Below are 20216 nucleotides of genomic sequence, written 5' to 3'. Positions count from 1 at the left end.
CCCCCCCCCCCCCCCCCCCCCCCCCCCCCCCCCCCCCCCCCCCCCCCCCCCCCCCCCCCCCCCCCCCCCCCCCCCCCCCCCCCCCCCCCCCCCCCCCCCCCCCCCCCCCCCCCCCCCCCCCCCCCCGGACGGGCTAGGCGAGGTCGAGGTCGGCGAGGGTGAAGGCGGCCCGGTATTCGAAACCGGCCTCCTCCACCGCCGCGCGCCCACCGCGGTCGACGATCACCGCGATCGCGACCACCTCCGCGCCGGCCTCCTGCAACGCCTGCGCCGCGGTCAGCGGGCTGCCGCCGGTGGTGGAGACGTCCTCGACGACCAGGACGGCGCGGCCGGCGACGTCCGGCCCCTCGATCCGGCGCTGCAGGCCGTGGGCCTTGCCCGCCTTGCGGACGACGCAGGCGTCGAGGAAGCCCTCGCCCGCCGCGGCGGCGTGCAGCATCGCCGTGGCGACCGGGTCGGCGCCGAGGGTGAGCCCGCCGACGACGTCGTAGCGCAGGTCGCCGGTGAGCTGCCGCATCACGCGCCCGACCAGCGGCGCGCCCTCGTGGTGCAGCGTGAGCCGGCGCATGTCGATGTACCAGTCGGCCTCCTGCCCGGAGGAGAGCGTGACCTTCCCGTGCACCACGGCGAGGTCGAGGATCAGCTGCAGCAGCCGGTCGCGGTCGGGCAGCGAGGCCTCGCTCCAGGGGCCCGCGCCGAGGGACGAGGTGTGGGGGGGAACGAGGTCCTTCTCCATGGCACGGACCCTACTGAGCGCCTCGCCCGGCGGAGTCCGGGCGACGCACCGGCCCTCACAGGCCGGCGGGCTGGAGCACCTGGTCGATGATGTAGACGGTCGCGTTCGCCGTCTGCACGTTGCCGCACACCACCGTCGCCTCCTCGCCGACGATGGTCGCCTCGGCGCCGATGGTGAAGTTCTCGCCGGAGCGCTCGATGGTCACCTCGTCGTTGCTCAGCGTGGCGTGCGTGCCGGCCAGCTCGTCCGGGGCCAGGCGGCCCGGGATGAGGTGGTGGGTGAGCACCGCGGTCAACGCCGGGGTGTCGGCGAGCAGCCCGTTCAGCGCGTCCGGGGGGAGGGCTTCGAACGCCGGGTTCGACGGTGCCAGGACGGTGATGTCCTCCGTGGTGTTCAGGGTCTCGACCAGGTTCGCGGCCTGCACGGCCTGCACGAGGGTCGACAGCGCCGGGGTGTTGCCGGCCGCGGTGGCCACCGGATCGGCGCTCATGCCCTCGAAGCCGCCCGGGCCCTCGGCGGGCACCGCTGCGCAGCCCTCGCCGAACGGCCCGTCGAAGGCCGGCGCCGCCGCACTCGTCTCCGGCGCGGAGCTGGTGGTGACGGGGGTGGTGCCGGCGGTGCTGCCGGCAGGGGCGTCGGAGCCGCAGGCGCTCAGCGTGATCGCCAGGCTGGAGACAGCGATGAGCAGAACGCCGCGGGTCGGGGTGCGCGTCATGGTGGTGATCCTGTCTGTTCCCGTGCGACGGCGGGGTCACGATCGCGCGTGCGCCGGCCGCGGGCGCGGTGCTGCGGCCCGGCCGTCTGCCAGGCTGGACGCGTGCCGCGCGAACCCCGCCCCCGCCCCGCCGACGGAGACCCGACCCGGCAGGCACCGCCGTCGGCGAGGGTCGCCATCGCCCTGCTGGCGACCCTCGCCGCCCTGCTCGTGCTCTACGTGACGATCACCTGGCTCGGGCGTGAGGGCGTCGTCGAGGTACTGACCGAGGGCGGGCTCACCCGGGACGAGGCGCAGCAGTTCCTGCTGGTCAACACCACCGTCCCGCTCGTCCTCGGGGTCGGCTACGGCGTCTCGGCCTGGGCGCTGGCGGGCCGCCGCCGGTGGGGCCGGTGGACCGGGCTGGTCGCGACGATCGTGCTGGCGGTGGTGCTGCTGTCCACGATGTTCACCGCGGGTGGCACCACCGTCGTCGCGCTCCTCCTGCTGGTGCTGTCGGTCGCGGCGGCGACCAGCCTGGCGGCGCGCACGACGCGGGACTGGGTGAACGCCGGTCCCGGCTGAGGGCCGCCCCGGCTCAGCCCTGCCCGGTGGCGCGCTGCCACTTGCGGAAGCGGTACCAGTCGTTGGACGGCTTCGCCGCCAGCAGCACGACCCCGGCGGCGGTGAGGGCGAGCTGGAACCACGTGAGCGTGTTGACGAACGGCAGCGGCCCGCTGGCAACGGCGTTGAACGGGCCGGTGAGCAGCGTGAGGCCACCGAGGACCCACAGCACGATCCGCGCCCAGTTGCGGCCCTGCCAGGCGAACCACAGGAACAGCAACTGCAGCGCGAGCATCAGGACCGTGATGCCGATCGTGATCTGGCCGATGATCTCGGCGAACGCCTCGGGGTCGAGGCCCTCGAACTCGGGCCCTTCCAGGTCGGTGCCCGACTCGTCCAGCGTCCAGGCCACGAACTCGTCCCAGTTGAGCAGCGTGGCGACGGCGGCGACGGCGCTGAGCACCAGTGCGGCGAGGAAGGCGCCGATCCCGGCGCGCACCGTGACCGGGCGGTCCAGGGGTGCCGGCGCGCCGGGCCCTCCGCCCGTGGGGGCCGAGGGCGCGGGGGCGTAGCCGTACGGGTTCTGGCCGTACGGGTTCTGGCCGTACGGGTTCTGCGGTCCCTGGCCGTAGGGCGGCTGCCCTCCGTACGGCGGCTGACCTCCGTACGGGGGCTGACCTCCGTACGGGGGCTGACCCCCGTACGGGGGCTGACCCCCGTAGGGCGGCTGGCCGTGGGGCGGCTGGCCGTGGGGCGGCTGGCCCGAGGGCTGACCCCACCCCGGCTGCGGCCGGTCGCCCTGCCCCTCGGGCTGCCCCTGCTGCTGGCCGTGCTGGTCGTCCTGCCCCGCCGTCATCGTGCCTCCGCCTCCCCGGTCCCCGTCGTCGCCGCGATCATCGACGACGACGCGGGCGGGGACCAGCAGGGCACGCGGTCCCACCCGATCGGACGGCGCGCCCGCCGGACCGCAGGGGGCCCGGCGGGCGCGGCGACGGGGGCCAGGCCCGCCCGCGGGCGGTTACGCGCCGCGGGTGACGCGCAGCCCCTCGACGTCACCACCCGGCCAGTCGACGACGACCTCGTCGCCGTCCCGGATCTCCCCGGCCAGCAGCGCCTTGGCCAGCTGGTCGCCGATCGCCGACTGCACCAGCCGGCGCAGCGGCCGGGCCCCGTAGACCGGGTCGAAGCCGTTGAGCGCCAGCCAGTCGCGCGCGGCATCGGTGACCGTCAGGGTCAGCCGGCGGGCGGCCAGCCGGCGGGCCAGGACGCCGACCTGGATGTCGACGATCCCGGTCAGCTCCTCGCTGCCCAGCGCCCGGAACACCACGACGTCGTCGAGGCGGTTGAGGAACTCCGGCTTGAAGTGCGACCGCACGACGCCCAGCACGGCGTCGCGGCGCCGCTCCTCGGGCACCGACTGGTCGGCGATGATCTGCGATCCGAGGTTCGACGTCAGGATCAGGATCGTGTTGCGGAAGTCCACGGTCCGGCCCTGGCCGTCGGTCAGCCGCCCGTCGTCGAGCACCTGCAGCAGGACGTCGAAGACGTCGGGGTGCGCCTTCTCCACCTCGTCGAGCAGGACGACGGTGTACGGACGGCGGCGCACCGCCTCGGTGAGCTGACCGCCGGCCTCGTAGCCGACGTAGCCGGGAGGGGCCCCCACGAGCCGGGCCACCGAGTGCTTCTCGGAGTACTCGCTCATGTCGACGCGGACCATGGCCCGCTCGTCGTCGAACAGGAAGCCCGCCAGCGCCTTCGCCAGCTCGGTCTTGCCGACGCCGGTGGGGCCGAGGAACAGGAACGAGCCGGTCGGCCGGTCGGGGTCTGCGACGCCGGAGCGCGCCCGCCGGACGGCGTCGGAGACCGCCCGCACCGCATCCGGCTGCCCGACGACCCGCCCACCGAGCTCCTCCTCCATGCGCAGCAGCTTCTGGGTCTCGCCCTCCAGCAGCCGGCCGGCGGGGATGCCGGTCCAGGCCTGGACGACCTCGGCGATGTCGTCGGGGCCGACCTCCTCCTTCAGCATGGAGGCCTGCTCCTCGACCGACGCCTCGGCCTCGGTCAGCGCCTTCTCCAGCTGCGGCAGGCGCCCGTAGCGCAGCTCGGCGACCCGGGCGAGCTCACCCTCGCGCTCCGCGCGCTCGGCCTCCAGCCGCAGCCGCTCCAGCTCCTCCTTGATCTGCTGGATGCGGGTGATGGCGCTCTTGTCCTGCTGCCAGCGCGCGGTCAGCTCGGCCAGCTCCTCGCGCTTGTCGGCGAGGTCCTCGCGCAGCGCGGCCAGCCGCTCGAGGGACGACGGGTCGTCCTCCTTGGCCAGCGCCATCTCCTCGATCTCCAGCCGCCGGACGGCGCGCTCGACCTCGTCGACCTCCACCGGCCGGCTGTCGATCTCCATGCGCAGCCGGCTGGCGGCCTCGTCCACCAGGTCGATCGCCTTGTCGGGCAGGAACCGGGACGTGACGTACCGGTCCGACAGCGTGGCGGCGGCGACGATCGCGCCGTCGGTGATGCGCACGCCGTGGTGCACCTCGTAGCGCTCCTTGAGGCCGCGCAGGATGCCGATGGTGTCCTCGACGCTGGGCTCGCCGACGAAGACCTGCTGGAAGCGCCGCTCCAGCGCCGGATCCTTCTCGATGTGCTCGCGGTACTCGTCGAGCGTGGTGGCGCCGACCATGCGGAGCTCGCCGCGGGCGAGCATCGGCTTGATCATGTTGCCGGCGTCCATGGCGCCGTCGCCGGTCGCGCCGGCACCGACGATGGTGTGCAGCTCGTCGATGAAGGTGATGATCTCGCCCTCGGCCTCGGTGATCTCCTGCAGGACGGCCTTCAGCCGCTCCTCGAACTCACCGCGGTACTTCGCGCCGGCGACCATGGACGCCAGGTCCAGCGCCATGAGCCGCTTGCCCTTGAGGCTCTCCGGGACGTCACCGGCGACGATCCGCTGGGCCAGGCCCTCGACGATGGCCGTCTTGCCGACACCCGGCTCGCCGATGAGGACGGGGTTGTTCTTGGTCCGGCGGGAGAGCACCTGCACCACGCGGCGGATCTCGGTGTCGCGGCCGATGACCGGGTCGATCTTGCCGTCACGGGCGCGCTCGGTCAGGTCGACGGCGAACTTCTCGAGCGCCTGGTAGGTGGCCTCGGGGTCGGCGCTGGTCACCTTGCGGTTGCCGCGCACAGTGCGGAAGGCCGCCAGCAGCGCGTCACGGGTGGCACCGGCGCTGGTGAGCACGGCCCCGGCCTCGCCCTCCGAGCCGGCCAGCCCGACCAGCAGGTGCTCCGTGGAGACGTACTCGTCGCCGAGGGCCCCGGCCTGCTCCGACGCGGCGTTGATCACCCGGAGGAACTCGCGCGAGGGTGCGGGCGCGGAGACCGTCGCGCCGCTGACGCTCGGCATGCGGCGCAGCGCGGCGTCGGCCTTGCTGCGCACGTCGGCCGGGTCGGCACCGACCGCGGTCAGCAGTGGACCGGCGATGCCGTCGGCCTGCTCCAGCAGGGCGACCAACAGGTGCAGCGGCTCCAGGGCCGCCTGACCCCGGCCGACGGCGAGACGCTGAGCGCCGGCGACGGCCTCCTGCGAGCGGGTCGTGAGCTTGCTCTCCATGCTCGGACGCACGTCCTTTCGTGTGGCTGGGGGACGCCGTCCGTCCGTGGGCGGCGCCATCGACTCCTGCAACGAACCATGGGTTGAGTCTGTTCCGCTCAACTCTGCCCGTTCGACCGTCCCCGCGGGTCCCCACCGGCCGTTAGGTCGCCCATCCGGGGAGGCGCAAGGGCGGAAAGTCCCGAGTCCGCTGACGCCAGCCCCTAGACTGGCGACATGACCGCCCTGCCAGCCCCGAGCGTCGCACTCGACGATCAGCTGTGCTTCGCGCTGTACGCCGCGTCCCGGGCGGTGACCGCGCGGTACCGCCCCATGCTCGACGCGATCGGTCTGACCTACCCCCAGTACCTGGTGATGCTGCTCCTCTGGGAGTCCGACAACCAGACGGTCGGCCAGCTCGGCTCCCGCCTGGCCCTGGACAGCGGCACGCTGTCGCCGCTGCTCAAGCGCCTGACGGCCGCGGGGCTGGTCACCCGCCACCGGCGGGTCGAGGACGAGCGGTCGGTCTCGATCGCGCTCACCGACGCGGGCCGGGCGCTGCAGGACAAGGCCATGGCCATCTCCGAGGAGATGATCGGCGCGATCGGGTTCGACGCCAGCGAGTTCGACGACCTGAAGGCCCGGCTCCGGTTGCTCACCGACCGGGTCAACGGCGCGGCCGCGGAGCAGGCCGAGTCCGGACGGTAGGGCTCCGCCCGAGCGGGTAGGAGGGCAGCCACGGTGCCGCCCGAGCCAGGGGCGGCCACGGCCCGAAGGGACGACATGCCCACTCGTACCGCCCGCACCGCCTGGAACGGGACCCTCCAGGAGGGCTCGGGACAGGTGGAGCTCTCCAGCTCCAAGATCGGCACCTACGAGGTGTCGTTCCCCAAGCGCACCGCCGACGAGGCAGCCGGTGCCACCAGCCCCGAGGAGCTGATCGCGGCGGCGCACTCCGCCTGCTTCGCCATGGCGCTCTCCAGTGAGATCGGCAAGGCCGGCGGCACCCCGCAGTCGCTCGAGGTCTCGGCCGACGTCACGCTCGGCCAGCAGGACGGAGCCCCGGCGATCACCGGGGTCAAGCTCACCGTGCGCGGCGAGGTCGACGGCCTGGACGCCGCCGGCTTCGACAAGGCCGCGCAGGCGGCCAAGGCCGGCTGCCCGGTGAGCAAGGCGCTGGCCGGTACCGAGATCACGCTGGACGCCTCGCTGGAGGGGTGACCTCCGGCTGAACGGCGACGGCCCGCCTCCCCGAGGGAGACGGGCCGTCGGACGGTCAGGTCAGCGGGTGGCGGCCCCGGATCCGGCGTGCGCCACCTCGTCGGTGCGCTCGCCCCCGGCGTCCCGACCCTCGATGGCGTCGGTGTCGATGCGCACGGCGTCGGAACGCTCGGCCGCCTCGCGCTCGTCACCGGTCTCGGTGCGCAGCGCCACCTCGCGGATGAACAGCACCGCGAGGACGGCGACGACCGCCACGACGGCGGAGATCAGGAAGACCCGGCCGGTCGCGTCGCCGTAGGAGATGCGGATGAGCTCCTGGATCGGCGCCGGCGCATCCGCGAGATCGGCCAGGCCGATGTCCCCGCCACCTGCCGCGGCGGCCTCGGCCGCACCGGGGATGTCGGCCAGGCCGCCCCGGATCAGGTTCCCGACGTGGTTGCTCAGCACCGCACCGAGCACCGAGACGCCGATCGTGCCGCCGAGGCTGCGGAAGAAGGCGACCGCGGAGCTCGCCGCCCCCAGATCGGTCGCCGCCACGGTGTTCTGCACGGCGAGGACGAGGTTCTGCATGCTCATCCCGATCCCGACGCCGAGCACGAACAGGAAGAAGCTCAGCAGGACCATGTCGGTCTCGTGATCGATCGTCGCGAGCAGCGCGAAGCCGGCGACGACCAGGACCGAACCGGCCGTCAGGTAGGACTTCCACCGGCCGAACCGGGTGATGAGCAGACCGGAGACCGTGGAGGAGATCAGCAGGCCGCCGACCATCGGGATGGTGAGCAGCCCGGCCTCAGTGGGCGAGTACCCGCGGGAGATCTGCAGGTACTGGCCCAGGAACACCGTGGAGCCGAACATCGCCATGCCGACGGCGACGCTGGCGATGATGGCGAGCGTGGTGGTGCGGTCCCGGAACAGCCGCAGCGGCACGATCGGCTCCGCGGCCCGCAGCTCGGTCACGAGGAACGCCACCACTGCCAGCGCCGCCCCGCCGAGGAACAGCGCCGTCTCGACCGAGGCCCACGCGAAGCTGCTGCCGGCCAGGGTGACCCAGATGAGCAGGGCCGAGACCGCAGCGGCGAGGAGGGCGGCACCGAGGTAGTCGATCGTCACGGCTCGCTTCGTCACCGGCAGGTGCAGGGTGCGCTGCAGCAGCACCAGCGCGACGGCGGCGAACGGGACGCCGACGTAGAAGCACCAGCGCCAGCCGAGCCAGCTGGTGTCGACCAGCAGGCCGCCCAGCAGCGGACCGCCGACCGTGGCGACCGCCATGACGGCACCCAGCAGACCGGAGTAGCGACCGCGCTCGCGCGGGCTGATCATCGCGGCCATCGCGATCTGCACCAGCGCCTGCAGGCCGCCGAGGCCCAGGCCCTGCAGGACGCGCCACGCGATGAGCGTGTCCACCGACTGCGCGAGGCCGGCCAGCATCGAGCCGACGATGAAGATGACGATCGACAGCTGGATCAGCAGCTTCTTGCTGAACAGGTCGGCGAGCTTGCCCCAGATCGGCGTGGACGCCGTCGAGGCCAGCAGGGTCGCCGTGATCACCCAGGTGTACTGGTTCTGCGTGCCCCGCAGCTCGGTGATGATCGTCGGCAGCGCGTTGGAGACGACGGTCGAGGACAGGAACGCCACGAACATCGCCAGCAACATGCCGGAGAGGGCCTCCAGCACCTGACGGTGCGTCATCCTCCCCTGCTGCTCGACGGGCGCCTCGGGCGCGGAGGTCTGGACGGTGCTCACGGGACTCCTGGACGGAACTGGCGCAGAACGGGGCGGGAGCGAGGGCCGGGCGGTCATCGGGCCGCCGCCACGGGATCGATGCGCGGCTGCCCGCCGACGACGTCGATGTCGGCCACCAGCCGATCGAGCAGATCGGCGAGCCGCCGGGCGTCCGCCTCGTCCCAGCCGGCCAGGGCGGTCAGCGCCCACTCCGCACGCAGCGCCCGCGAGGTGGCGAGCGCCCGGGCTCCCTGGTCGGTGAGCCGGAAGAGCGCGGCCCGGCCGTCGCGGGGATCGGGGCGGCGGTGGACGTAGCCTGCCCGCTCCAGGGCGGCCAGCTGCCGGCTGGCGACGGAGCCGTCGACCCCGGCGAGGGCGGCGAGCGCGCTGCAGCGGAGGTCGTCCTGCCGCTCGAGCGGGGCGAGCAGGGGCCAGCCGAACGACGGCAAGTCGCCGTGCAGTTGCACGGCCGCGCGGGAGCTCAGGTGCCGTCCGGCGCGGATCAGCTGGGCGACGCCGGCGGTGAGGCGGTCACGTGTGTCGGGGTGCATGGGCATGGGACGTCCTCAGGACGGAGAAAACGCTTGTAGACCGCAACCATACGATCATATGGTTGCGGTCTGCAACGAAGCTTCCTGTGTCGTCGGCCACGCCCGGCCCGGGCGGGTCAGCGCTCCGTGGACTCTGCCTCGCGCGCCTCGCCGATCCGGTTCAGTCGCTCGAGGAGGATGGCGAGCGTCGCGACGTCCTCGGCCGGCCAGTCGGCGAGGTCGCTCTCCCAGCGGGCCCGGCGGGCCGTCCGGATGCCGGCCAGCCGCGCGGCCCCCTCGGCGGACGGCCTCAGCACCTGCGCCCGGCCGTCGTCGGGGTCCGCCGCCCGGTCGACCAGTCCCAGCTCCACGAGGCTGGACAACTGGCGGCTGACGGTGCTCTTGTCCAGCCCCAGCCGCGCGACCAGGTCACTGGCCCGCAGCGGCCCGGCGTCCTGCAACAGCGCCAGCAGCCCGTACGCGGCGCCGTCCAGATCGGGGTGCAGCTCGCGCGCCAGCCGGGTCGAGATGGCCCGGGACCGCCGGAGCAGCAGACCGATCTCCCGCTCCAGCGAGACGAAGGCCTCGTGGGCGTCGGCGTCCGGCCCGCTCACCGGGCACCTCCCGGGCGCCAGACGACGAGGGCCGAGCTCTGCCGCCGGTGCGGCACCAGATCGGCCCGGTAGGCCGCCGGGATCGCCGCCTCCGCGGCCATCCGCCGGTTCTCGGAGTGCTGCAGCTCCTCGAGCAGCTCGTGCACCCGGGCCTGCAGCGCCTCGACCTGGGACTCCAGCTCGATGATCCGCTTGATGCCGGCCAGGTTGACCCCGTCCTCCTGCGACAGCCGCTGCACCTCGCGCAGCAGTGCGACGTCGCGGGGGCTGTACCGCCGCCCTCCGCCGGAGGTCCGGCCGGGGCTGACCAGCCCCAGCCGGTCGTACTGCCGCAGCGTCTGCGCGTGCATCCCGGCCAGCTGGGCCGCCACGGAGATCACGAACACCGGGGCGTCGTCGGCGACGGCCGGGCCCGCCTCACCGAGCGGGCCACCCGACGGCCTGGTCATCCCTCACCTCCACGCCGCACCGCGGCGGTGATCTGCGGGCGCGGGTCCTCGTCCATCTCCTCGGCCAGGGCCTCGACCGCCTTGCGCTGCGCCGGGGTCAGCCGCGCGGGGACGGCGATCTCGACGGTCACGAGCAGGTCGCCGGTGCGGCCCTTGGTGGGCACCCCCCGTCCGCGGACCCGCAGCGTGCGGCCGCTCGCGGTGCCGGCGGGGACCTTGAGGGACACGGTGCCGTCCAGGGTCGGCACCGTCAGCGTGGTGCCCAGCGCCGCCTCGGCGAAGGTGATCGGCACGGTCAAGGTGAGGTCCTCGCCCTTGCGCCCGAACAGCTGGTGCTCCGCGACGTGGACGACGACGAACAGGTCGCCGGCCGGGCCACCGCGCCGCCCGGGTGCTCCCTTGCCGGGCAGCCGGATCCGCTGACCGTCCTTGACCCCCGCCGGGATCCGCACGGTGATGGTGCGGGTCTGGCTGGTGACCCCGCTCCCGGCGCAGGTGGGGCACGGGTCCTCGACGACCTGGCCGCTGCCGCGGCAGTTGCGGCACGGCTCGGAGAAGGCGAAGGCGCCCTGGCTCCGACTGGTCACACCAGCGCCCTGGCACACCGGGCAGGTGTGCGGGGAGGTGCCGGGGCGGGCGCCGCTGCCGGCGCAGGTCGGGCAGCTGCCCGGGCTCTGCATCCGCAGCGGCACGGTGACGCCGAGCACGGCCTCCTCGAAGGAGAGCGTCGCCTCGGTCTCGACGTCCTGACCCCGCGCGGGCCCGGACGCGGCCTGGCTGCGCGCACGCGCGCCACCGGCCCCACCGAACAGCCCGCCCAGGATGTCGCCCAGGCCACCGGCCCCCCGGGCGCCCGCCCCGGCGCCGGCTGCGCCGAACAGGTCGCCGAGGTCGAAGGGCTGCCCGCCGGGCCCGGCGCCCGGGAAGCCGCCGGGGAACCCGGCACGGGCACCGGCTCCCCCGGCGCCGAACAGGCGTCGCGCGTCGTCGTACTCACCGCGCCGCTTGGGATCGGAGAGCACGTCGTAGGCCTCGGAGACCTCCTTGAACCGCGCCTCGGCCTCGGTGTTGCCCGGGTTCTTGTCCGGGTGCAGCTCCGTGGCCAGCTTGCGGTAGGCCTTCTTGATCGCGGCCGCGTCGGCGTCCTGGGGAACGCCGAGCGCGCCGTAGTAGTCCTTCTCGATGAAGTCACGGGTGCTCATCGGACGCCCCCTCTCGCGCTCGGTCGGACGCCGCTCAGCCGGCGGCCTGGTCGGTGGGCTCGGCGGCCTCCCCGGACTCGGCGGACGCCGCGGACTCGGCGCGCGCAGGCGCCTCCGGCTCGGTGACGGCGACCATGGCGGTCCGCAGCACCCGCTCGCCCCGGCGGAAGCCCTGCCGCAGCACGGTGGTGGCCGTCGGGACGCTCACCTCGGCGGAGGTCTCGTGCATGACGGCCTCGTGCAGCGACGGGTCGAACTCGTCGCCGGCCTTGCCGAACGCCTCGACCCCGAGGCCGTCGAGCAACCCGAGGATGCGGTCGGCGACCAGCTTGAAGGCGCCGGTGAGGTCGCCGTGGTCACGGGCCCGCTCGATGTCGTCGACGATCGGGAACAGCTGGGTCGCGAACCGCTCCGCGGCCTGGTCGACGACGAGCGACCGGTCACGGTCCACCCGCCGCCGGTAGTTGGCGTACTCGGCGGTGACCCGCTGCAGATCCTCGGTGCGCTCGGTCAGCTGCTGCGCCAGGTCGCCGTCCGCCGCCGACTGCGGCGCGGCACCCCCCTGCGGCTCGGTCCCCTGCTGCGCCGCCGGGTCCTGCTGCGGCCCCGTGCCCTGCTGCGCGCCCGCGGCCTCATCGGCGGCCGGCATGTCGTGCTCGCTCATCTGCTCCCCTGGGAGGTCGGTACCGGGCCGGACGCCGGCCGGCTGCTCGCCGGCCGGCGTCCGCACTGCGCCAGTGATGGGGTCGATGCGCCGCCTGTCGCGGATCACGACCCGCGGCCGCTCTTCCCTGTCCGTCATCGGCGGTCGGTGTCCTCGTCGACGATCTCGGCGTCGACGACGTCGTCGTCACCCGTGGCCTGGCCACCCGCCGCACCGGCACCCGCCTCGGCACCGGCCTCGGCGCCGGGCGCTCCGCCGGCCGCCTCGGCCTGCTGGGCGTAGAGCGCCCCGCCGACCTCCTGGGACACCCGGGCCACCTTCTCCTGGGCGGACTTGATGGCGTCGATGTCCGAGCCGCCGAGGGCCGAGCGCAGCTCGGTGAGCGCCTCGCCGAGCTCGTCCTTCTTCTCGGCCGGGATCTTGTCGCCGTTCTCGGCCAGGAACTTCTCGGTCTGGTACTGCAGCGACTCGGCGAGGTTGCGGGTCTCGGCCTCCTCGCGGCGGCGCTTGTCCTCCTCGGCGTGCGCCTCGGCGTCCTTCATCATCCGCTCGATGTCCTCCTTGGGGAGGGCCGAGCCGCCGGTGATGGTCATCGACTGCTCCTTGCCGGTGCCCAGGTCCTTGGCGTGGACGTGGACGATGCCGTTGGCGTCGATGTCGAAGGCGACCTCGATCTGCGGGACGCCGCGCGGCGCCGGGGGCAGCCCGGTCAGCTCGAACATGCCGAGCTTCTTGTTGTACATCGCCATCTCGCGCTCGCCCTGGAACACCTGGATCTGCACGGAGGGCTGGTTGTCGTCGGCCGTCGTGAAGATCTCCGAGCGCTTGGTCGGGATCGTGGTGTTCCGCTCGATGAGCTTGGTCATGATCCCGCCCTTGGTCTCGATGCCCAGGGACAGCGGGGTGACGTCGAGCAGCAGGACGTCCTTGACCTCGCCGCGGAGGACACCGGCCTGGAGCGCGGCGCCGATGGCCACGACCTCGTCGGGGTTGACGCCCTTGTTGGGCTCCTTGCCGCCGGTCAGCTCGCGCACCAGCTCGGTGACGGCCGGCATGCGGGTCGAGCCACCCACCAGGACCACGTGGTCGATGTCGCCGACGGAGATGCCGGCGTCGCGGATCGCCTGGTTGAACGGCGCCCGGGTGCGGTCGAGCAGGTCCTGGGTCAGCCGCTGGAACTCGGCGCGGGTCATCGTGACGTCCAGGTGCAGCGGGCCCTCGGCGCCGGCGGTGATGTAGGGCAGGTTGACGTTCGTCGACTGCGCGCCCGACAGCTCGATCTTGGCCTTCTCGGCCGCCTCGCGCAGCCGCTGCATGGCCAGCTTGTCCTTGGACAGGTCGATGCCGTTGGAGGCGTTGAACGTCTGCACCAGGTGCTTGACCACGCGCTCGTCCCAGTCGTCACCACCGAGGTGGTTGTCACCGGCGGTGGCCTTCACCTCGATGACGCCGTCGCCGATCTCGAGCAGCGAGACGTCGAAGGTGCCGCCACCGAGGTCGAACACGAGGATCGTCTGCTCGGTCTCGCCCTTGTCCAGGCCGTAGGCCAGCGCGGCCGCGGTCGGCTCGTTGACGATGCGCAGGACGTTGAGCCCGGCGATCTCACCGGCCTCCTTCGTGGCCTGGCGCTGGGCGTCCTCGAAGTAGGCGGGGACGGTGATGACCGCGTCGGTGACCGGCTCGCCCAGGTAGGTCTCGGCGTCGCGCTTGAGCTTCTGCAGGATGCGCGCGGAGATCTCCTGCGGCGTGTACTTCTTGCCGTCGATCTCGTCGGTCTTCCAGTCGGTACCCATGTGGCGCTTGACCGACCGGATGGTGCGGTCGACGTTGGTGACCGCCTGGTTCTTCGCCGACTGCCCGACGAGGACCTCGCCGTTCTTGGCGAAGGCCACGACCGAGGGGGTGGTGCGCGAACCCTCGGAGTTGGCGATGACCGTCGGCTCACCGCCCTCGAGGACGGTGACGACGGAGTTGGTGGTGCCGAGGTCGATACCGACCGCTCGAGCCATGGGAGATGGCCTCTCTTCCGTGTGCTGGGGGTGGTACTGGTCCGTGCGAGGAGCCGAGCGCGACCGCATTGCGCGTGGTGCGCTCAACTTTCCTGTCCACCGTAACGGCAAGCTGCGCGGCGGTGTTCCCAGGCCCCGCGTCACACGTTCCCTCGCCGCGTCACCCCAGCCTCGTGGCCGCGCCCTCAGCGGCACGACGCTGGGGTGGCACCCACAAGCCCGTGGCGGTCCGCGCAGTGATCCACAGATCCGCCGCCCACCCACCGCGACCGCCGCGCACGCTCGGCACTGCACCGGTGCACCCGCTCCTCCGCGCCGCCGCCGAGCGCCAGCTGGGCCTGTTCACCGCGCGGGACGCCCGCCGCGCCGGCTACGACCACCCCGAGATCCGCCGCCTCCTCTCGTCGGGCACCTGGGTCCGCCTCCGTCGCGGCGTCCACGCCACCGCCGAAGCCGTCCGCTCGGCGACGACAGACGGCACCCGCCACCGGCTGGAGTGCCTCGCCGTCCTGCTGGAGCTCGACCGCCCGACCGTGGCGCTGAGCCACGAGACGGCCGCACACCTCTGGGAGCTGCCGGTCCCGAGGCGCTCCACCGCGGGTCCGATCCGCCTGACCGACCCCGGGCTGTCCCGGCAGGGACGGGGCTACCGCATCACCCAGGCGCCGCTCGGGCCGGACGACGTCACCTCCGAGGGGCCGCTCCGCGTGACCACCACCGCTCGCACCCTGCTCGACGTGGTGCGCCGGTGGCCGCTCGACGATGCGGTGGTCGCACTGGACGCCGCACTGCTCCGGAAGCGCATCACTGTGCAGCAGCTCACCCAGGGAGCGGCGGCGCTCCAGAGGTGGCCGGGCGCCCGCCGCGCCGCCCGCGCGGTGGCCCTCGCCGACGGGCGCGCCGAATCGCCGTTGGAGACGCGGGGCCGCCTGCGCATCCTCGGGGCGGCATTCCCGGCGCCGGAGCTCCAGGTGGAGATCCGGACGGAGGGGCGCCTCGTCGGCGTGGTCGACGCCTGGTTCGGAGCGGCCGCCGTCGCGGTCGAGTTCGACGGGAAGGTGAAGTACACGGACCCGTGGCGCGGTCGGACACCGGCGCAGGTGCTCTGGGAGGAGAAGCGGCGGGAAGACGAACTCCGGGCGCTGGGCGTCCGCGTGATCCGGGTGGCCGACGAGGACGTCGACCGCGACTGGCCCCGCGTCGAAGCACGGCTGCGCGAACTCCTGGCAGCACCGGCGCCCACGGGACGCCGCTTCACCGCCACCCCCCGTGCGCGAGGTCGGGTGCGCGCGGGCTGAGCAGCCCAAGCCCGTAGCCGCGAGCCCAGGCGTACAACGCTCAGGCGGCGGGCGCGGGCCGGAGGTGGCGACACCCACCCCCGCGGCACGGGCCTGAGCTGACAGCCGCGGGCCCGGGTCGGCGAACCCAGGTGGCGGGGAGGGACGCTGCAGTCACGTCGCACATCGGTGGACGACGACGGGACGTGTCACGGGTCACCCCTGGGCGGAGCGCCTCGGCCGGGCTCGCCGATCCGCGGCGCCGCGCCCAGGGTTACCGGCGAGTAGCCTCTGAGCGCGCCCGCTATCGTGCCCTGGAGTGCGGGCTGCGCCTGCCCGCATGCGTTCCGGGCGCCGGCCCACCGGCCGGTGCACCGGGGCGCGCACCACACACAGCCCCGTCGCCCGCGTGGCCGGCGGGAGACGACCGACGCCGCCAGGCGTACGGGAGGGGAAAACATGACGGGCCCGCTGCAGATCGTCCTGGGGACTATCAGCGTCCTGTTCCTGATCGTGGCGTCCGTGATGGCCTACCGGGCCGTCCGGGCGATGGTGCGGATCATCCGCACCGGCCAGCCCGACGGCACCCGCTTCGGCCCGGTCAAGAGCCGGCTGAAGACGCTGGTGGTCGAGTCGATCGGCCACACCCGGATGCTGAAGTGGTCGACCATCGGCGTTGCCCACTGGTTCGTCTTCGTCGGCTTCTACGGCCTGTTCCTGACGCTGGTCGAGGCGTTCGGCGAGGTGTGGAACCCGGCCTTCCACCTGCCGCTCATCGGCGAGTGGGCGATCTGGAGCCTCTTCGTCGACCTGATCGGCGCCGGCACAATCCTCGGGATCATCTACCTGATCGTCCGGCGCCAGCTCGACCACCCGCGCCGGCAGGGCCGCAGGAGCCGCTTCGCCGGGTCCAACGAGGGCCGGGGCTACTTCGTCGAGGCCGTCGTCCTGATCGTCGGCATCAGCATCCTCAGCATCCGCGCGGCCAAGGTCGCCTCCGGCCTGGACGACGCCCCGACCTGGTCGCACCCGTTCGCGAGCCTGGCGTCGAACCTCTTCCCGGACAACCCCGACGTCGTCTCGATCGTCGCCTTCATCAAGATCGTGGTGTCGCTGACCTGGCTGGTGGTCATCAGCCGCATCCTCAACATGGGTGTCGCCTGGCACCGGTTCAGCGCCTTCTTCAACATCTACTTCAAGCGCGAGGCCGACGGCGCCCCGGCGCTCGGCCCGCTGCCCGCCATGACCTCCGGCGGCAAGCCGATCGACTTCGAGGACCCGGGCGAGGACGACGTCTTCGGCCGCGGCAAGATCGAGGACTTCACCTGGAAGGGGATGCTGGACTTCACCACCTGCACCGAGTGCGGGCGGTGCCAGAGCCAGTGCCCGGCCTGGAACACCGGCAAGCCCCTGTCGCCGAAGATGGTGATCATGGACCTGCGGGACCACCTGTACGCCAAGGCCCCGTACCTGCTCGGTGAGAAGACGGCGTCGGAGTCCGCGCCCGACTACGACCTCCTCAAGCCCAGCGACGAGCAGGTCTGGGCGTCGGGCTACGCCCGGATCGAGGGCACCAACGACGCCCAGGCGCACCGCCCGCTGGTCGGCACCCTCGAGGAGGGCGGGGTCATCGACCCCGACGTCCTGTGGAGCTGCACCAACTGCGGCGCCTGCGTCGAGCAGTGCCCGGTGGACATCGAGCACGTCGACCACATCCAGGACATGCGCCGCTACCAGGTGCTGATCGAGTCCAACTTCCCGTCCGAGGCCGGGGTCATGATGACCAACCTCGAGAAGCGCGGGAACCCGTGGGGCATGGGCGGCAACGTCCGCGAGGACTGGATCAAGGAGATGGACTTCGAGGTTCGCGTCGCCGACGGCCCGCTCCCCCACGAGGTCGAGTACCTGTTCTGGGTCGGCTGCGCCGGCGCCGTCGACGACCGCGCCAAGAAGGTCACCAAGGCGGTCGCCGAGCTGCTGCACACCGCGGGCGTCGAGTTCGCCGTGCTCGGCAACGGCGAGACCTGCTCGGGCGACCCGGCCCGCCGCATGGGCAACGAGTTCCTCTTCCAGCAGCTGGCCATGGAGAACGTCGAGACCCTCAACGGCGTCTTCGAGGGCCGGGTGCCGGGCACCCGCAAGATCGTCGCCACCTGCCCGCACTGCTTCAACTCGCTGGGGCGGGAGTACCCGCAGGTCGGCGGCGAGTACGAGGTCGTGCACCACACCCAGCTGCTCGGCAAGCTGGTGGAGGAGGGCCGGCTGACCCCGGTCACCCCGGTCGACCGCAAGGTCACCTACCACGACCCGTGCTTCCTGGGCCGGCACAACAAGGTCTACACGCCCCCGCGGGAGATCCTCGACTCCGTCCAGGGCCTGTCCACGCAGGAGATGCACCGCTGCAAGGACCGCGGCTTCTGCTGCGGTGCCGGCGGTGCCCGCATGTGGATGGAGGAGAAGATCGGCAAGCGGATCAACATGGAGCGCACCGAGGAGGCCCTCGAGCTCGATCCCGACGTCATCTCCACCGCGTGCCCGTTCTGCATCACGATGCTCAGCGACGCGCTGACCAGCAAGAAGCAGAACGGCGAGGCCGGCGAGCACGTCGAGGTGCTCGACGTCAGCCAGATCCTGCTGCGCTCGATGCAGCCGGTCGCCGTCGGCGCGCAGGGTGCCGAGCAGGGCGCCGACGTCGGCACGAAGGACGACGACGTCGTGGGCCTCGACTCCGCCGCGACGGATCACGACCCGAAGTAGCAGAAGGACCCCGTCCTCCTCACCCCTCGCACGCTCGGGGCGAGCCTCCGGACGGGGCCGTGCGACGGCGCGCATCCCGCGGGGTGCGCGCCGTCGCCGTTCCGGAGCCGTGCACCCCGCGGTGGTTGCGCCGCGCACCCACCCGGGGGCGGTGTGCACCCGGTCACGGAGGACGCTTTCCGGGTGACCCGCACCGCCCCCGCACGCAACACCGCCGGCACCGACCGTCGTCGCGGTCTCGGGCTGATGGCCGTGGCCATCGTGCTCACGGCGCTCAACCTGCGCACGGCGGTCACCAGCGTCGGCCCGGTGCTGGAAGAGCTCGAGCGGGGCCTGGACATCTCCAGCGGCCTGGCCGGGGTCATCACCACGATGCCGGTGCTCTGCTTCGCGCTCATCGGGTTCACCGGCCCCGCGCTGTCGGCGCGCTACCGCGACGCGCACGTCCTCGCCGGCGCCCTGGTGGCGATGACCGTCGGGCTGGGGCTGCGCAGCCTGGCCGAGGCGTTCCCGGTCTTCCTCGCCGGCACGGCGCTGGCCATGGCCGGCGGGGCGCTGGGCAACGTCATGCTCCCGGGGCTCGTCAAGCGCCACTTCCCGGGGCGGACGGGCCCGCTGATCGGCGCCTACAGCACCGCGATGGGGCTGGGCGCGACCCTCGCGGCGGTGACCTCGCAGCCGATCGCCGACGTCGCCGAGGGGGAGGGCTGGCGCTGGGCACTCGTCGTCTGGGCGCTGCCGGCGCTCGTCGCGGCGGGGGTGTGGCTGGCTCTGCCGGCCGCGCCCGACGTGTCGCGCGAGGGCCACACCGCCGTCCGGATGCGGGCCCTCGTGCACAGCCCTACGGCGATGGCGATCACCGCCTTCTTCGGCGTGCAGGCGCTCCAGGCCTACGTCGTCATCGGCTGGTCGGCGCAGTACCTGCGTGATTCGGGGCTGAGCGCGGCGACCGCCGGTCTCCTCCTGGGCCTGAACTCCGTCGTCGGGCTGCCGCTGAGCGCCGTCATCCCGTCGCTGACCGTCCGGCCGCGTCTGCAGCGCCCGCTGCTGCTGCTCTTCATCGCCTGCTACGTGACCGGCTGGGTGGGCCTCTGGACGGCGCCGACCGTCGCCCCGTGGCTGTGGATGGTCCTCATCGCCGTCGGCATGGGCACCTTCTCGATGGTGCTCACCCTCATCGGCCTGCGCGCGCGCACGCCCGAGACCGTCTCCGCGCTCTCCACCGTCAGCCAGAGCATCGGCTACGTGATCGCCGGGGCCGGCCCGCTGCTCGTGGGCGTGCTCCGCGGGGTGACCGGCAGCTACGACGGCATGTTCGTCATCGCCCTCACCGGCGTCGCCGTGCTCGCCGTCGCCGGGTGGATCGCCACGCGGCAGGTGTTCGTCGACGACGAGGTGGAGCGCACCGTCCCCGGCTGGTCACCCGCGGGCCGCTCCACCGAGGTGCTGGAGAGCGCCGGCGTCGAGGTCCCGGCAGCGGCCGACGTCGACGACGCCCCGCCCGCCGAGGCTAGGGACGCCGGGTCTCCGCGCGGGTGAAGTTGCGGAACGAGCGCGACGGCGTGGGCCCCCGCTGGTCCTGGTACCGGGAGCCGTAGACCGCCGAGCCGTAGGGGTGCTCGGCCGCGCTGGTCAGCCGGAACAGGCACAGCTGGCCGATCTTCATGCCCGGCCACAGCGTGATCGGCAGGTTCGCGACGTTCGACAGCTCCAGGGTGATGTGCCCGGAGAACCCCGGGTCGACGAAGCCCGCCGTCGAGTGGGTGAGCAGGCCCAGCCGGCCCAGCGAGGACTTGCCCTCCAGCCGGGCGGCGAGGTCGTCGGGGATGCGGACGACCTCCAGCGTGGAGCCCAGCACGAACTCACCCGGGTGGAGCACGAACGGCTCGTCGCCCTCGGGCTCCACCAGCGACGTGAGGTCGTCCTGCTGCTCCGCCGGGTCGATGTGGGTGTAGCGGGCGTTGTTGAACACCCGGAAGTACCGGTCCAGCCGGACGTCGATGCTGGACGGCTGCACCAGCCCCGGGTCGTAGGGCTCGATGCCGAGGCGTCCCCCGGCGATCGCGGCCGTGATGTCGCGGTCGCTCAGCAGCATGGCGCGGAGTCTAGGGAACCGCGTCCGCGCGCCGTGCGGGCGAACGGCGCCGGCTGCCCGCGGCGCGCTGTCGCCTCCCCACGTCCCGTTGGACCTCCC

Annotated in this window: 18 protein-coding genes; 6 read left to right on the top strand and 12 right to left on the bottom strand. The window is 73.2% G+C overall.

The features are described from left to right. Positions 1 to 133 precede the first annotated feature (133 nt). Positions 134 to 736: an orotate phosphoribosyltransferase gene (gene pyrE, locus ACI8AP_RS14925; RefSeq protein ID WP_456590141.1), complete on the bottom strand. Its 603-nt coding sequence runs from the start codon at positions 734 to 736 to the stop codon at positions 134 to 136. Between the two features lie 55 nt (positions 737 to 791). Next, positions 792 to 1451: a fasciclin domain-containing protein gene (locus ACI8AP_RS14920; RefSeq protein WP_456590140.1), complete on the bottom strand. Its 660-nt coding sequence runs from the start codon at positions 1449 to 1451 to the stop codon at positions 792 to 794. Positions 1452 to 1553: 102 nt separating this feature from the next. Here ACI8AP_RS14920 and ACI8AP_RS14915 point away from each other — a divergent pair, with 102 nt between their 5' ends. Continuing rightward, positions 1554 to 2015 (top strand): hypothetical protein, encoded by a 462-nt coding sequence (locus ACI8AP_RS14915; RefSeq protein WP_456590139.1) that lies wholly within the window; start codon positions 1554 to 1556, stop codon positions 2013 to 2015. Between the two features lie 13 nt (positions 2016 to 2028). Here ACI8AP_RS14915 and ACI8AP_RS14910 read toward each other — a convergent pair whose 3' ends face one another. Beyond that, positions 2029 to 2850 (bottom strand): hypothetical protein, encoded by an 822-nt coding sequence (locus ACI8AP_RS14910; RefSeq protein WP_456590138.1) that lies wholly within the window; start codon positions 2848 to 2850, stop codon positions 2029 to 2031. Positions 2851 to 3012: 162 nt separating this feature from the next. Further along, complete coding sequence (clpB, locus tag ACI8AP_RS14905; protein ID WP_456590137.1) at positions 3013 to 5598, bottom strand: ATP-dependent chaperone ClpB; 2586 nt, start codon at positions 5596 to 5598, stop codon at positions 3013 to 3015. Between the two features lie 216 nt (positions 5599 to 5814). Between clpB and ACI8AP_RS14900 the strand changes: the two genes are divergently transcribed. Next, on the top strand, positions 5815 to 6285 hold the full coding sequence (locus tag ACI8AP_RS14900; RefSeq protein WP_456590136.1) for a MarR family winged helix-turn-helix transcriptional regulator: 471 nt from the start codon (positions 5815 to 5817) through the stop codon (positions 6283 to 6285). Positions 6286 to 6360: 75 nt separating this feature from the next. Beyond that, positions 6361 to 6798, top strand: coding sequence for an OsmC family protein (locus ACI8AP_RS14895; RefSeq protein WP_456590135.1), 438 nt, complete (start codon positions 6361 to 6363; stop codon positions 6796 to 6798). Between the two features lie 60 nt (positions 6799 to 6858). On the opposite strand, the gene ACI8AP_RS14890 is transcribed toward ACI8AP_RS14895, so the two are convergent. The 7 genes from ACI8AP_RS14890 to dnaK all read right to left on the bottom strand — a co-directional run bounded on the left by ACI8AP_RS14890 (position 6859) and on the right by dnaK (position 13988). After that, positions 6859 to 8541: a DHA2 family efflux MFS transporter permease subunit gene (locus tag ACI8AP_RS14890; protein WP_456590134.1), complete on the bottom strand. Its 1683-nt coding sequence runs from the start codon at positions 8539 to 8541 to the stop codon at positions 6859 to 6861. A 53-nt stretch (positions 8542 to 8594) separates the two neighbouring features. Continuing rightward, the gene (locus tag ACI8AP_RS14885) at positions 8595 to 9077 is read right to left on the bottom strand and encodes a MarR family winged helix-turn-helix transcriptional regulator (protein ID WP_456590133.1); all 483 of its coding nucleotides are present in this window, start codon (positions 9075 to 9077) and stop codon (positions 8595 to 8597) included. 110 nt (positions 9078 to 9187) lie between these two features. Then, on the bottom strand, positions 9188 to 9664 hold the full coding sequence (locus ACI8AP_RS14880) for a MarR family winged helix-turn-helix transcriptional regulator (protein ID WP_456590132.1): 477 nt from the start codon (positions 9662 to 9664) through the stop codon (positions 9188 to 9190). Beyond that, the gene (locus ACI8AP_RS14875) at positions 9661 to 10113 is read right to left on the bottom strand and encodes a heat shock protein transcriptional repressor HspR (protein ID WP_456590131.1); all 453 of its coding nucleotides are present in this window, start codon (positions 10111 to 10113) and stop codon (positions 9661 to 9663) included. The genes ACI8AP_RS14880 and ACI8AP_RS14875 overlap by 4 nt, the downstream gene beginning before the upstream one ends. Continuing rightward, on the bottom strand, positions 10110 to 11315 hold the full coding sequence (gene dnaJ, locus ACI8AP_RS14870; protein WP_456590130.1) for a molecular chaperone DnaJ: 1206 nt from the start codon (positions 11313 to 11315) through the stop codon (positions 10110 to 10112). The genes ACI8AP_RS14875 and dnaJ overlap by 4 nt, the downstream gene beginning before the upstream one ends. Before the next feature lie 34 nt (positions 11316 to 11349). Next, positions 11350 to 11979 (bottom strand): nucleotide exchange factor GrpE, encoded by a 630-nt coding sequence (gene grpE, locus ACI8AP_RS14865; RefSeq protein WP_456590129.1) that lies wholly within the window; start codon positions 11977 to 11979, stop codon positions 11350 to 11352. Between the two features lie 134 nt (positions 11980 to 12113). Continuing rightward, complete coding sequence (gene dnaK / locus ACI8AP_RS14860) at positions 12114 to 13988, bottom strand: molecular chaperone DnaK (RefSeq protein WP_456590128.1); 1875 nt, start codon at positions 13986 to 13988, stop codon at positions 12114 to 12116. A gap of 296 nt (positions 13989 to 14284) precedes the next feature. On the opposite strand from dnaK, the gene ACI8AP_RS14855 reads away from it, so the two are divergent. From ACI8AP_RS14855 to ACI8AP_RS14845, 3 genes are all read left to right on the top strand, one after another. Next, complete coding sequence (locus ACI8AP_RS14855) at positions 14285 to 15286, top strand: type IV toxin-antitoxin system AbiEi family antitoxin domain-containing protein (protein ID WP_456590127.1); 1002 nt, start codon at positions 14285 to 14287, stop codon at positions 15284 to 15286. A gap of 438 nt (positions 15287 to 15724) precedes the next feature. Further along, the gene (locus tag ACI8AP_RS14850) at positions 15725 to 18022 is read left to right on the top strand and encodes a (Fe-S)-binding protein (protein ID WP_456590126.1); all 2298 of its coding nucleotides are present in this window, start codon (positions 15725 to 15727) and stop codon (positions 18020 to 18022) included. Positions 18023 to 18205: 183 nt separating this feature from the next. Further along, positions 18206 to 19561 (top strand): MFS transporter, encoded by a 1356-nt coding sequence (locus ACI8AP_RS14845; RefSeq protein WP_456590125.1) that lies wholly within the window; start codon positions 18206 to 18208, stop codon positions 19559 to 19561. On the opposite strand, the gene dcd is transcribed toward ACI8AP_RS14845, so the two are convergent. Next, entirely contained in the window at positions 19533 to 20117 is a 585-nt protein-coding gene (gene dcd / locus ACI8AP_RS14840; RefSeq protein WP_456590124.1) for a dCTP deaminase, read from the bottom strand. The two genes, ACI8AP_RS14845 and dcd, sit on opposite strands and share 29 nt — an antisense overlap. Between the last annotated feature and the right edge of the window lie 99 nt (positions 20118 to 20216).

Source organism: Blastococcus sp. SYSU DS1021, assembly GCF_054050995.1.
The sequence above is the reverse complement of the archived record's forward strand: the minus strand, read 5'-3'. Positions and strand labels throughout refer to the sequence as shown.

Coding starts and splice junctions, on each gene's coding strand:
- ACI8AP_RS14900 (WP_456590136.1), top strand. CDS start 5,815: ATGACCGCCCTGCCAGCCCCGAGCGTCGCACTCGACGATCAGCTGTGC.
- ACI8AP_RS14875 (WP_456590131.1), bottom strand. CDS start 10,113: ATGACCAGGCCGTCGGGTGGCCCGCTCGGTGAGGCGGGCCCGGCCGTC.
- ACI8AP_RS14895 (WP_456590135.1), top strand. CDS start 6,361: ATGCCCACTCGTACCGCCCGCACCGCCTGGAACGGGACCCTCCAGGAG.
- clpB (WP_456590137.1), bottom strand. CDS start 5,598: ATGGAGAGCAAGCTCACGACCCGCTCGCAGGAGGCCGTCGCCGGCGCT.
- dnaK (WP_456590128.1), bottom strand. CDS start 13,988: ATGGCTCGAGCGGTCGGTATCGACCTCGGCACCACCAACTCCGTCGTC.
- dcd (WP_456590124.1), bottom strand. CDS start 20,117: ATGCTGCTGAGCGACCGCGACATCACGGCCGCGATCGCCGGGGGACGC.
- ACI8AP_RS14910 (WP_456590138.1), bottom strand. CDS start 2,850: ATGACGGCGGGGCAGGACGACCAGCACGGCCAGCAGCAGGGGCAGCCC.
- pyrE (WP_456590141.1), bottom strand. CDS start 736: ATGGAGAAGGACCTCGTTCCCCCCCACACCTCGTCCCTCGGCGCGGGC.
- ACI8AP_RS14885 (WP_456590133.1), bottom strand. CDS start 9,077: ATGCCCATGCACCCCGACACACGTGACCGCCTCACCGCCGGCGTCGCC.
- ACI8AP_RS14920 (WP_456590140.1), bottom strand. CDS start 1,451: ATGACGCGCACCCCGACCCGCGGCGTTCTGCTCATCGCTGTCTCCAGC.
- dnaJ (WP_456590130.1), bottom strand. CDS start 11,315: ATGAGCACCCGTGACTTCATCGAGAAGGACTACTACGGCGCGCTCGGC.
- ACI8AP_RS14850 (WP_456590126.1), top strand. CDS start 15,725: ATGACGGGCCCGCTGCAGATCGTCCTGGGGACTATCAGCGTCCTGTTC.
- grpE (WP_456590129.1), bottom strand. CDS start 11,979: ATGAGCGAGCACGACATGCCGGCCGCCGATGAGGCCGCGGGCGCGCAG.